Source organism: Arthrobacter sp. alpha11c (assembly GCF_054149985.1).
This window is the reverse complement of the sequence record NZ_CP196747.1, coordinates 2,035,674-2,049,834: the sequence shown is the minus strand read 5'-3', so window position 1 is coordinate 2,049,834 and position 14,161 is coordinate 2,035,674. Positions and strand designations below refer to the sequence as shown.

Annotated in this window: 1 protein-coding gene and 2 pseudogenes; 2 read left to right on the top strand and 1 reads right to left on the bottom strand. The window is 63.0% G+C overall.

Features of this window, described 5'->3' with window-relative positions:
- Positions 1-51: 51 nt before the first annotated feature.
- Positions 52-1,312, bottom strand: a pseudogene (locus ACTAQJ_RS09375) (IS110 family RNA-guided transposase).
- Between the two features lie 339 nt (positions 1,313-1,651).
- Here ACTAQJ_RS09375 and ACTAQJ_RS09370 point away from each other — a divergent pair.
- Positions 1,652-7,798: an Ig-like domain-containing protein gene (locus ACTAQJ_RS09370; RefSeq protein WP_498701789.1), complete on the top strand. Its 6,147-nt coding sequence runs from the start codon at positions 1,652-1,654 to the stop codon at positions 7,796-7,798.
- A 151-nt stretch (positions 7,799-7,949) separates the two neighbouring features.
- Positions 7,950-14,131, top strand: a pseudogene (locus tag ACTAQJ_RS09365) (Ig-like domain-containing protein).
- Positions 14,132-14,161 lie beyond the last annotated feature (30 nt).

Sequence of the window (14,161 nt, the reverse complement as noted above, 5' to 3'; positions counted from 1 at the left end):
AGAGGGATCGGGGAAAGCGGTGGGGATGTGAGAGTGCCCCTATGTTTTTCGTCAAGTGGTGGCGGGTGTTGGGGGTTGGTAGAGGGCGCCGTCGCGGAGCATTGCGTAGAGGGTGTCACAGCGGCGTCGTGCCAGGGCAATGATTGCCTGGTTGTGGCGTTTTCCTTCGGCGCGTTTGCGTTCGTAGTAGGCCCGGGACGGCGGGTCGTGGAGCGCAGCGAACGCGGAGAGGAAAAGAGTTCGTTTGAGGACTTTGTTGCCTTTTCTGGAGGAGTGGTCGCCGCGGATGGAGGACCCGGATCGCCAGGTGACTGGGGCCAGCCCGGCGTAAGAGGCCAGGTGCCCGGCGGTGGGGAAGTCTTTCCCGGCGACTTCGGTGAGGATTCGTGCGGCGGTCCTGATGCCCACGGCCGGCAGAGACATCAGGACCGGGTGAAGAGGGTGGGCCTCCACGAGAGCTTCGACCTGGGTGAGGACCATGGCGCGGTTTTCGTGAAGCCCGGAGAGCATGGCCGCGAGCTGGGGCAGCACGATGGTCGCGGCATTCGTGCCGACAACAGTGACTGTTTGCCGGCCCAGGGCCTCGATGATTTCATCGGCAAGGCGTTCGCCCATCCGCGGCGCGAGTTTGGTCAGCCGGTTCCCGATCCGGCGCCGGCCTGCGTGACGGAGCGCTTCGGGGGTAGGCCAGGTCCGCAGCAGGTCCAGCACCGCAGGATGATCCATGTAGGGTCCCAACACCCTTTCCAGAGCAGGGTGGATCTGGGTGAGCAGCCCGCGGATCCGGTTCGAGGTCGCCGTGGCCTGCTTGGCCAGGTCATCATCGAAACCACAAAGCATGCTCAGCTCAGCGAGCTGCTCATCGGCCAACTGAACCGAGCGCAATGTATGCGGCATGGTCCTGGCGGCCTCGGCGATGATGAACGCATCCCGGGCATCGGTTTTCGCCTCTCCGGGGTGCAGGTCCGCGATCCGGCGCATCGCCAGCCCCGGCAGATACCCGACAAGAACACCGGCGGCCTGGGCCACCGCTACCGGCAACGCGCCGATGGTTGCTGGCTGGTCAACGACCAACAACACTCGTCCGGCGTCCTCGAGTTCGGCGATGATTTCCCGGATTTTGGCTTCATCGTTGGGCAGCGCCCGGTCCAGCAATTTCTTTCCGGCCCGGTCCACGGCAACGGCATGATGGACGCCCTTGCCAACATCCAGACCAATAAACACTTCGACACCATCGTGGTTCGCGATCATCCGGTCCCTCCAGTCGTAGTCAGCTCCATGCTGGCCCGGCAGCGGTGTCAGGACCCGGCACCCACGTTACGCACGACGTTCCCGAACTGTCCTGCCCCTATCAGCGGTCTCCCGGCACCTACCAACCCCGGTGACAACACTCTCAAGATCATCGGATCGACAGAGGAAAGCAATCATGCCGGGGCAGCAGGCCAGCACACCCACATCCTGCACCAGGAAACGGGCTACGAAAAAGGTAACGAGGGATCGGGACAAGCGGTGGGGATGTGAGAGAGAGATGTGGTTGAGGCCACCCGTCACATCTGCGCAAATCGATGGACAAAACGGGTAGTCTTGGGGATGGTTCGTGCTCGTATGGCGACAGGCTCAGTCCCCGTCGCCGCATAGTGGGGGAATGTGAATGGCTCTGCCTGATGTGTCCGGCAAGGGCCGTTCCAAAACACCGGGCAGTTCCAACAAGCGCCCATTCAGCCGGCCAAAGGGTCTGAGCGCCGCTGCGTTCCTCGCCGCTGCAGCTGTGGTTGTCACCGGTGCCATCCTTTATCCAGGCTTCAAAACCACTGACGTAGACCTCAACGACGGCGGCGTTTGGGTGGTCAGCAAATCGAAAAACGCGGCAGGCAGGCTTAACTACCCGTCAAAGTCGTTGGACGGTGCCGTCACCCCGGCCAGCACTGACTTCGAGATTCTCCAGCAGGCAAGCGACATCTTCATCGACGACGCCAGCGGGGCCAGCATCAACCCGGTCAGTGCCGCGAACATGCGCCTCGGGGGAGACCAGAAGCTGCCCGGCGCGGCGGAAGTCAGCTTCGGCAACAAGGTATTAGCGGTCACCGATCCCTCCAAGGGCAAAGTCTGGGCTGTTTCGCCAACGTCCATCGGGGGCTTCAGCGATGAATCCCAGCCCCTGCTGGAACAGTCCACGGGCATCGCTTCGGTGGTGGGTATGGACGACACCATCCACACTTTGGATCCGAAAGCAGGAAAGCTCACTGCCACGAAGGTAGACACAGATGGCAACGCAACCGACTCGCAAGTGCGGACTGATGACGCCCTGAAGGCTGACGGCGAAGTCCAGCTTGCCGCGGTGGGCGGCCAGGCGATCGTCCTCAACCAGGCCACGGGGAACATCGTCCTGCCCAACGGAAACAAGGTGCACTTGGACGATGCCAGGGACGCCAGGCTGCAGCAGAGCGGTCCCGCTGCCGACTTCGTGGCCATTGCTACGCCCAAAGCCCTGCTCCTGCAGCCGCTGGATGGCGGAACAGCAAAAACGGTCCAGGCGGACGGCCAGGGAACTCCCGCAGCGCCGGTCCATCTGGGCTCCTGCACTTACGCCGCCTGGTCCGGGGCCAACAAATACGTCCGCGACTGCAGCAATGAAGCGGACAACCGGCGCGCCGACGTGCCCAAGGCGAGTGCATCGCCGTCGTACGTTTTCCGGGTCAACCGTGATCTCGTGGTGCTGAACGACGTGAACTCCGGAAACGTCTGGATGGTCAACCAGAACATGCAGCTGGTTAATAACTGGGATGACGTCATTCCGCCGCAGCAGACCTCGGACGACGCCGACAAGGACTCTGCGGACGAAGTCCAGCAGACAGTTCTTCCGGACCGCAGCAAACCCAACACACCGCCCATCGCGAAGCCGGACTCGTACGGTGTCCGGGCAGGAAAGACCACCATCCTGCCGGTCTTGGACAACGATGCCGATGCCGATGGCGACGTATTGACGGTCGGAGTGGGGGAGCCGCTGAAGTCGGGAGCGTTGTCAGCGGTCTACGGTGGCACGGGTTTCCAGATTGCCGTGCCGGCCGGCGCTTCCGGTTCCGAAACATTCAAGTATTCGGTGGACGATGGCCGCGGGGGATCGGGCGCTGCTGATGTAGACCTCCGAATCGTCCCTCCGGAGGAAAACAGCGCGCCCCAGCCCAAACCGAACCGCAACAACGCGCTGGTGGTTCAGTCGGGCAAGATCGCCAGCCAGTTTGTCCTCACTGATTGGACGGACCCCGACGGCGACGACATCTTCGCCGTTGCTGCTTCCAGCAGCGACCCGGCTGACCAGGTCCGGGTCAGGCCGGATGGCCTGCTCACCTTCCAGGACTCGGGTGCGGGGGCGGGCCGGAAGACCCTCAACGTCAAAGTCTCGGATGGCACGCTCACCGCGGAGGGCCAGATCAGCGTGGATGTGCGCGCTCCTGGAGCCTTGCCACCCATCGCGAATGCGGACCACGTGGTTGCTGTTGCGGGCCAGGACACGGTGATCGCCCCACTGAAGAACGACACGGACCCCCAAGGCGGCACGCTTCGCCTTGCCCAGGCGCAGCCCGACGGCCAATCGACGGCGGTGGTCGGGCCGGACCAGCAAACGTTTACCTTCAATTCCGGTGCTGTCGGACCGCATTACGTCACCTATATGGTGACCAACGGACCGGCGAGTGCCCAGCAGCTGGTGCGCATCGACGTCGTCTCCGGAAACAGCGACGGCGCGCCGGTAGCCGTGCGCGATATCGCCCTCCTGCCCAGCGGCGGGAGCACCGTGGTTGACGTCCTCGGCAACGACTCGGATCCCGCAGGCGGCGTCCTGGTAGTGCAGTCGGTGACGGCAGCTGATGGGCTGCCGGTGAGTGTGGCCGTGCTGGACCACTCGGTGGTCAAGATCAGCGACATCCGGGCGGAAGGGCAGCTGTCCCTGAAGTACACGATTTCCAATGGCAAGGCCTCGGCCACAGGTGACATCTCGGTCCAGGTGGTTCCGGCGCCCACCAAGCTGCAGGCTCCGCAGGCGAAGCCCGACGATGTGACTGTCCGCGCTGGCGACGTCGTAACGATTCCGGTCCTGGAGAACGATTCGGATCCCAACGGTGGCGAACTCGACCTGGACCCAGCCCTGGCCCAGCAGCCGGACGAAGCAAGCGGCCGCATGTTCGTCGCTGGAAACACGCTCCGCTTTATTGCGGGGGACGAGCCCAAGACGGTCTATGCGATCTACAAGGTCAGCAACGCGTCCGGTCAAACGGACTCCCAACAGGTCACCATCCGAATCCGTGCCCGGGACGATGCCACCAATAGCCGGCCGGAGCCCCGGAACCTCACGGCCCGCGTTGTGGCGGGCATGACCGTGAAGATCCCTGTTTCCCTGGACGGCATCGACTCCGACGGCGACTCTGTCCAGCTCATCGGGATCGACAAAGCCCCGACGTTGGGGACAGCCCTTCTGCGGGACGGCTACCTGGAGTTCACGGCTGGCGGCAAGTCTTCCGGAACGGACACTTTCAGCTACCGCGTGAAGGACCGGATCGGGGCAGAGAACACTGGCACGGTGATCGTGGGCATCGCCCCGGCTGACGTGGATAACCAGAAGCCGATCGCCGTTGACGACGCCATCGATGTCCGTCCCGGACGCCGGGTGGCAGTGAACGCACTCCAGAACGATTCAGATCCCGACGGCGATCCCATCGGCCTGGCGTCTGCGTTCGAAGCGAATCCTGGGCTGCAGGTCGAGGCAGCCGCGGGGAAGGTAATGCTCACTGCGCCCGGTGTGGCCGGAAACGAAAGCATCAGCTACCAGATCCAGGACGACAAAAAGGCGGAAGCCAGCGCTGTTATCAGGGTTCAAACAAGCCCGACGGCGGACCTGCACGTGCCGCTGGCACAGGACGACCACGTCACCCTGGCCGAGACACTGGGCAAGGCCGCAGTAGACGTACCCGTCCTGAAGAACGATTCCGATCCCGATGGCATAGCCGAAGACCTGAAGATTTCCCTTCCCGATGGAAACCCGAACGCCCGCGTGGGTACCGCCGGAAATGTAGTGGTGACGTTGGTCCCACAGGATCAGCTGATTCCCTATACCGTCACTGATATCGACGGCCAGACGGCAACCGCAGTGATGTGGGTTCCCGGCCAAGGCCTTCAGTACCCGACCCTCGCCAAGACCGACGTCGTGGAAGTCACCGCCGGTGATGAGCTCACGTTGGCGCTCCAGGAATACGTCAAGGTAAGGGAGGGCCGGACGCCACGCATCACCGTGGCGGACAAGATCCAGGTCCTGGGCGGAGATCCCCTGAACGTGATCGCGCGCGACGGGACGGCACTGCGGTATGCCGCCGGAGCAGATTATGTCGGTCCAGGTTCTGTCACCTTCGAAGTGACGGACGGCGCTGGACCGGACGACGCCGAAGGGCTCAGGTCCACCCTCACCATCATGACGCGGGTGCTCCCGGATCCGAATGCCAACCACGCCCCTACCTTCAGCGGCGCTGCGATCGATGCTCCCAAGGGCGACGCCTCAGAGCTTGACCTCGCCAACCTTGCCAAGGATGTGGACGCACAGGACCAAGGCAAATTGAAGTTCGAGCTCGACGGCCAACAGCCGGGCGGATTCGACGCGCGGATCGAGGGTACCGTCCTCAAAGTCACCCCGGGCCCGTCCATCAACCCCGGAGCCCGTGGTACCTTCCCGCTCAAGGTCACCGACGGCAGGTCCGAGCCCGTCAGGGCAGCTGTGACAGTGACGGTGGTTTCCTCCAACCGTCCACTCCCGGCAGCCAACGATGACGTCGTGGATAAGGCCGACGCCGGGCGATCGGAAACCATCAACGTGCTGGGGAACGATTTCAACCCCTTCAATGAATCACCACTGACCATCGTGGGAGCGGTGGTGGAAACCGGATCCAGCTCGGGTCAGCCCGCCATCTCCGGCGACTTCATCACGGTAACGCCCGCGGACGGGTTTAAGGGCGTGCTGGTGGTCCGCTACACGGTGAAGGATAAGACCGGGGACCCCAGCCGGCAGGCCATTGGACGTGTACGCATCACCGTCCGCGACAAGCCCGACGCCCCATCTGCTCCAGTGGCGACCGACGTTCGGAGCCGCACGGCCGTGCTCAAGTGGGCACCGCCGTCGGACAATGGCGCAGCCATCACCAAGTACACGGTCAAGGCAGCCGGGTTCCAGCAGGAGTGCCCCACCACCACGTGCACGCTCTCCGGCCTGACCAATAACGTCAAGTACGTGTTCACCGTATTTGCTACCAACGAGGTAGGTGATTCGGCCGCCTCCGTCCCATCCAACGAGATCCGCCCGGACGAGAAGCCCTCGCCGCCGGACGCGCCGTCGGTCAAAGCCGGGGATAAGAACCTGGCCATCACCTGGACCCCAGCGAAGACCGAGGGGTCACCAGTGAAGCATTACAACCTGGAGATCTCACCGCCACCAGCCAGCGGTATCGCGGTCAAGAACGAGGTCACCGGGTTGAGCTACACGTGGCCGGGCCTAACCAATGGCGTGAAGTACAAAGTCCGCGCGCAGGCTGTCAACGAGCTCGGCCCTTCCGACTGGAGCCTGTACTCCGCGGAAGACCACCCAGCCGGGCTGCCCGGCGCCCCGGCGGCGCCCAGCACCGCCGTCGTATCTTCTGTTGGCACTCAGAACCAGCTCCGTGCCGATTGGTCTGAACCGGACATCAACGGCGACCCCATCAAGAACTACTACGTCACGATGAGTGCCGGCGGCGGAGCAGCGCAGTCACAAACCGTACCCGGCAACGTCCGCAGTGCCACCTTCACCGCCAGCAACTCCGAGGCCGGTTACACGTTCACCGTGCAAGCCGAGAATAAGGCAGGCAAGGGCGGAGTCAGTGCCGCGTCGGCACCGCGTCGCGCCACGGGCAAGCTCGGAACCGTAGGAAATGTCAGTGCCACCCCCGCCAACACAGGGGGAGCAGGCACCCAGCTCACGGTCAACTTCAACCCGTTGACTGCTGCGCAACGTAACGGCTCCAGCGCGAATGAAGTCAGCTATACCTACAGGGCGAGTACCGGCCAATCTGGGGCTATCCAGCCGGGCCAGACTGTGGGTGGCTTCACCAACGGCCAGGCAAGCAGCGTTACCATCACCGCACATTCCTCGGTGGCGCCCAGCTCGGATGCGAGTGCCCCTGCAACGGCCACGCCTTTTGGATCTCCGGGCACACCTTCTGCTTCTGGAACGAACGGTGCTCTGAACAACCAGTCCGTAACGCTTAACTGGGCCTCGCCCCCGCCGTCCAGCAACGACGTCAAGACCACAAAGATCAGGATCGACAACGGTGCTTGGGAAACAGTTGCGGCTTCCGGAAGCAGGACAATCAATACCGGCGGCTGGGAGCAAACCCGCACCATTTATGTCCAGACGTTCAATTCCCTCGGGACAGCAGGGCCGGAAGTCAGCGCAAGTGCTACATCGGGCCGGCAGGGAGTCTGGGAGGGTGTCCTGAACACCTCGGTGGTTCAGCGTTCCTGCACCTACACGTTGGGCGGAGACAACTACCGGCCAACGCCCTACTTTGACTGCGATGGCGTGAATGCCAACCTGCCGCCATGGGAATACCCCGGGCAGAAGATGGTGGTGAAGTGCTACATCGTCCAAGGCGACCAGTCCAACCAAATGTTCACCTGGTGGAGGATCGAAGACGGTTCGGACAGGAACGTGGGCCGCTACATCATCTCCTTCCACACCACGGTGGGTGAGCCTGGCCGGGTGGGGGCGCCTCAATGCTAGCCGCCGTCCACGGGAGGGGAGTTCTCCCCATCGCCGCATCCCCGGGGAAGGCCATAGGCTGTCAAAGCCAATGGAGAGTCCAATCTCGGGTTCCCTTGGCTACTCGTGCGGTGCGTGGGATAGTCTTAGGGACTGAAAATTCCGCCGCCGTATGGGGGTACTGCGGAATGCAAGGCTGCCGGCACATGCCGGTTGGCCTGGACGCCGCCTGGGGGCGGCTGTACAACAAGGGAATTTTGGGGCTGTGACATCTTTCTTCGGCAAGCTGGGGCTGAAAAAGCGTCGAAACAAGAAACTCGTATCTGCAACTGCAGTGACTGCGGCCGGCGCCTTGCTGGTAGCGGGCGCAGTACTGTATCCGGGGTTCAAGACGGCCGAGGTCGATTTGAACGACGGCGGCGTGTGGGTTGTGAGCAAGACCAAGAACGCCGTGGGACGGCTGAATTATCCTTCCCGGGTTCTTGATGGAGCTGTGACACCGGCAACCACCACCTTCGATGTCCTGCAGCATGACGGCAACGTCTTTGTGGACGATGAATCCGGCTCCACCATCAACCAGGTCTCCGCGGCGAACCTGAAGTTGGGTGGCGACAAGCAACTGCCCTCGTCCTCGCAAGTCAGCTACGGTTCCAGCGTCCTCTCGGTCACGGACCCCGCCCGTGGAAAGGTGTGGGCACTTTCGCCCTCCACCGTGAACGGCTTCGACGAAGAATCCACCGAACCCGTCCTCACGGGCTCGCAGAACATGGTGTCGGCCGTAGGACAGGACAACCGCATTTACACGGCGGACCCGGGCAAGGGCGAAATCACCATCACCACCGTGGACGCCAACGGCGAACGGACTGCCTCGGAAGTAACCAAGGCGGACGAGCTCAAGGGCGCCGGTGATCTGCAGATTGCTGTTGTGGGCGACAAACCGGTAGTGCTGGATGCCGCATCCGGAAACCTCTTCCTCCCTGGTGGCCGCAAGCTCCAGCTACAGGACGCGCGGGAAGCCAAGCTCCAGCAGAGCAGCGAAGACAGCGGCTATGTGGCCATCGCTACGCGCAAAGCCATTTTGAAGCAGCCTTTGGACGGATCCACGGCAGCGACTGTCAACGTGGATGGAGAGGGAGTTCCCGCCGCGCCCGTGCAAGTCAGCAAATGTGTTCACGCAGCGTGGGCCGGGGCCAACAAATACATCCGTGATTGCGATAACGACGCAGACGACAAGAAAAACGATGTCCCCAAGGCCAGCGCATCGCCCAGCTACGTCTTCCGCGTGAACCGGGACCTCGTGGTCCTCAACGACATCAACTCCGGCAGCGTGTGGCTGGTCAACCAGAACATGCAGCTCGTGAACAACTGGGACGATGTTGTCCCGCCCAAGAACCAATCCGATGACCAGGACCAGGAATCCGCGGACAACAACACCATTAACGTCCTCCCGGACCGTACCAAGCCGAACCGTCCGCCCGAGACCAAACCCGATGAGTTCGGCGTTCGTCCCGGCCGCACTTCAGTCCTGAGCGTCCTGGACAACGATTCAGATCCCGACGGCGATGTCCTCACCTCCTCGGTTGGCGCCAACGGCCCGAAGTCGGGTGCGCTGGAGAACATTTACGGTGGCTCAGCGTTCCAGATCAAGGTCCCTCCCACCGCGAAGCCCGGCACGGAGGTCTTCGACTACAACGCAGCGGACGGCCGTGGCCTGTCGGCTGGTGGCAAGGTGACGTTGCACGTCGTCGCGCCGGAAGAGAACAAGCCTCCACTGTTCAAGCGTGCCGAGCCCACTACGATGCTCGTGGAGCAGGGCAAGTCCGTTAGCCAGAACATCCTTACCGACTGGATGGATCCCGACGGCGACGACCTCGTCCTGCTGGACGCCAAGGCTGACAATGACCAGGACCAGGTCAAGGTCCGCCGGGACGGGTTGCTCACGTACCAGGATTCAGGGGCAGCGCCCGGCAAAAAGAACGTCACCATCACCGTCTGGGACGGCCGCGCCACCACCACAGGCCGGGTGGTGGTGAATGTGCAACCGCCCGGAGCCCTCGCACCGGTGGTTAACGCGGACCACGTCACAGCAGTGGTGGGCCAGGACCTGGTCATCTCCCCGTTGAAGAATGACGTTGACCCCAACGGCGGCGCCTTGCGCGTGGCCCATGTTGAGGCTGCCGGCCCGGCAGAGCTGGGTCCAGTGACCGACGGCGGAACCTTCACGTTCCGCAGCAACACCCCCGGCCCTGTGTATTTGAGTTACATCGCCAGCAACGGACCACAAAGCAGCCAAGGTTTGATCCGCGTGGATGTGGAGTCCGGCAAGGACGCCGGAGCCCCGGTTGCTGTCCACGACGTCGCCCTGCTGCCTGTGGGTGGAAGCGTGTTGGTTGATCCGTTGGCCAACGACTCCGATCCTTCCGGCGGAGTCCTCGTCCTCCAGTCGGTTACGGTGCCGGACGGCTCTTCGGCATCGGTCAGTGTGATCGACCACAGCGTCCTTCGCGTCACTGACGTCCTCGGCGCCAAGGAACCTTTTGTGTTTAGCTACACCATGTCCAACGGCCGCGCCTCGGCCACCGGAACGGTGGGCGTCGTCCCGGTGCCGGCCCCGCCGTCGTGGAGGCTCCTCAGCCGAAACCCGACGAAGTGAACGTGCGCGTCAACGACGTCGTCACCATTCCTGTGCTGGACAACGACACGCATCCGCAGGGCGAAAAGCTTTCTGTTGATCCGGTCTTGGCCCAGCCCGTTGCCGAAGAAGACGGCAAGGCGTTCATTTCCGAAGACACGCTCCGCTTCATCGCAGGTCCTGCCCCCAAGACCGTTCGCGCCATCTACAACGCCGTGGATCCACAGGGACAAAAGAGCGCCGCTGCAGTGACCATCCACATCCTCCCGTTGGAAGGCGCCCAGAATTCGCGGCCACAGCCCAAGAACCTGACGGCACGGGTGGTGGCTGGCGGCAGCGTCCGCATTCCGGTTCCGTTGGATGGCATAGACCCCGACGGCGACTCGGTCCAGCTCACCGGCATCGACAGCACACCCAGCATGGGAACCGCGACGGCGGGCAGCAACTTCATCGATTTCGTCGGCGCAGGCGACGGTGCAGGTACCGACACGTTCCGATACAAGGTGATTGACCGCCAAGGAGCCGTCAACACGGGAACTGTCACAGTGGGGGTTGCGCCGCGCGGTGAAGACAACCAGAAGCCGGCTCCGGTGGATGACGAAGTCAAGGTCCGTCCAGGCCGGCAGATTGCCGTGGATGCTACTGCCAACGACACCGATCCGGATGGTGACCTCATCCGGATCGTGGCCGATGGCATTGAAGCTGACGCCGGCTTGGACGCCCACGTGAGCAAGACCAGTGGCCGCATCCTTATTACAGCGCCTGCTGCCGAAGGCACGGTGAACGTCCGCTATTCCGTGGCCGACGACCGCGACGCCGTGGGCCAGGCCAGCATCCGGGTGATCGTCAAGAACGATATCCCGCTGCAGGCTCCGATTGCCCGCGACGACCGCGTGACATCGGCCCAGACCCTCGGGAAGACGGCTGTGGACGTGCCCGTCCTGAAGAATGACGAAGACCCGGATGGTGTGGGGGAGAATCTCAAGATCAGTACTGGGTTGGAGACGGCCCGGCCGGGTTCTGAGGGCAACGTCATCGTTGACCTCACGGAGCAGCCCCAACTGGTGCCCTACACCGTGGAGGACGTGGACGGACAGAAGTCCACGGCCATCATCTGGGTGCCGGGCATCGGGCAGCAGGTTCCCACCTTGGCCAAGGACGAGGTGGTGGAGCTGGTATCGGGCCAGACCGTCACCGTGAATTTGGCCGACTGGGTCAAGGTCCGTGATGGACGTTCACCACGCCTCACCCAGGCGGACCGCATCAAGCTCATCGGGGCCGACGGCAGCGATCCTATTGCCAATGGTGGCACTGCAATCAAGTACACCGCAGGTGCAGAATACGTGGGCCCTGGATCCATCAGCTTTGAAGTCACGGATGGAACAGGTCCTGATGATCCCAACGGCTTGAAGTCCACGCTCAGCATCCGTACCAAGGTGCTTCCGGACCCCAATAAGAACAATCCGCCCACGCTGCTTGGCAGCCAGGTTGAGGTTCCCAAGGGGGACTCGGCGAGCCTGGACCTGGAGAAACTGACCTCGGATCCTGATTCGGACGATGTCCAGAACATGAGCTACGAGCTGGTGGGCGCGGCGCCCGGCGGTTTCCGGGTGAACGTCGACGGTAAGACACTCAAGGTGTCCGCTGATGATTCCGTGCAGATCGGCCAAAGCGGCACAGTCCAGGTGAAAGCCAAGGACCGCCGCGGGCTGGAAGCGCTGGCTACGTACAAGCTCTCCCTGTCGGCATCCAACCGCCCTAAACCTGTTGCCAATGATGACGTGGAACCTGATGCCCAATCGGGCAAACCGGTCACGGTCAATGCGCTGGCGAACGATTCGAACCCGTTCCCGGATACACCCCTGAAGATCGTGTCGGCTGTCACGGAGACTGGCCAGGGGACGGCGGATTCCAGTGGTGGAAACGTGACGGTGACGCCCGCAACAGGCTTCACCGGAACAATGGTTGTGGCATACACAGTGCAGGACAAGACCGGGGAGCTCTCGCGGTACGCCACGGCACGCATCCGGCTCACGGTGAAGGACAAGCCGGCGGCCCCCACCACTCCGCTGGCACAGAGCGTCGGCGACCAAACAGCCTTGCTGACCTGGAATGCCCCTGCAGACCGTGGTTCGCCCATCACCAAGTACACGGTGTACGGCGAAGGCGGCTTCAAACAAGACTGCCCTGCCAACACCTGCACGCTGACTGGCCTGACCAACAACGTGAAGTACCACTTCACAGTGACGGCCACCAACGCCATCAACGAGTCCGATCGCTCGCCGGTGTCCGCTGAGGTTCGACCCGACGTCAAGCCGGACACTCCCGTGGCACCGACGCTCAAGTTCGGGGACAAGCAGTTGTCCGTGGCCTGGGTCCCGCCAGCCAGCAAGGGCTCGCCCATCAAGTCCTACGATCTTGAGATCTCACCGGCTCCCGCGGGCCAGAATCCCCAGATCCAGAACCTCACCGGTGCAAGCTACGTTTGGAAAGGCCTGACGAACGGCGTTGCCTACAAGGTCCGCGTCCTGGCCAGGAACGATGCCAAAGAACCCTCGGAGTGGAGTCCCTACTCCGCCGCGGAAACTCCGGCAGGGGTACCGGCAACACCGGCTGCTCCCTCTGTGTCCGGCGCAGGGTCAGTTGGCACCCAGAGCCAGTTGAAGGTCAGCTGGGTAGCTCCCAACAACAATGGCGATCCCGTGTCCGCCTACACGCTGACCACCTACCGGGGTGGCGCCGTCGTGGGTTCCCAATCAGTAGCCGCGACATCGCAGAATGTCACAGTGGCAAACGCTGAGGCTGACTACACCTTTACGGTTTCGGCTACAAACAAGGCCGGTGTCAGTGGAGTCAGCCAGCAGTCTGCTGCCATTCGTGCTGCGGGCAAACCCGGCACGGTGGGCAGCGGTTCGGTCGCTGCAACTGGTACCAGTGGACAGCTCCGGGTGACGTTCACCCCGCTGACCGCCGCGGAACGCAACGGTTCGCAGGACAACGAGATCACCTACCGCTGGCAGACCGCCTACGGCTCCGGTCCGATTGGCCGGGGCGGAGGAGACATCGGTGGCCAGCCGAACGGCACCAACGTGGTGGTCAACATCATCGCCACTTCAGTGAAGAACGGCATGTCCGGCGATGCCAAGGCAATCGGCACGGGGAACCCCTATGGGCCCCCGAATGCGCCGAACGTCAACGGTGGAAAATCGGCCAAGGGCGATGGCCAGGTGCACTGGACGTGGAACAACCCATCCATGAACGGCCGTCCCTTGGATCACTACGAAGTCAGCCTGGACGGTGGCGGTTGGAACGGCGTGGGTAAGGCCACGAGCTTTGACGCCTCCGGCGGGGGATGGAACAACACCCGCAACCTGAAGGTCAGGGCTGTGACTGTTGTGGCGGGACCGGCCGGCAATGCCAACTCCACCAGCGGCGACGATCCCACCCCACCGCCGCCAGCGTCACAGATCCAGGTGGACGCCAGCAGCGTCCGTACCTGCCCGGGCAAACCCAATCTGCCGGACTCCTACACTCCGGGCAGCCCTGCCGGCTGCGGGGTCGGCTGGGTGGAGCGCTCCTGGGGCAAGATCACCATCAATTGCACCAAGGACATTTACGGCAACGGCACCCCCTGGTACCGGCTCCAAGGCAGTGCCAAGGACGGCTGGTTCGTCAAGTCCACCACGGTGGATCTCTACGGACCCCGGCCCGGCGGTTGCTGAATTGCCCACAACACGTCATCCCAACCCGTC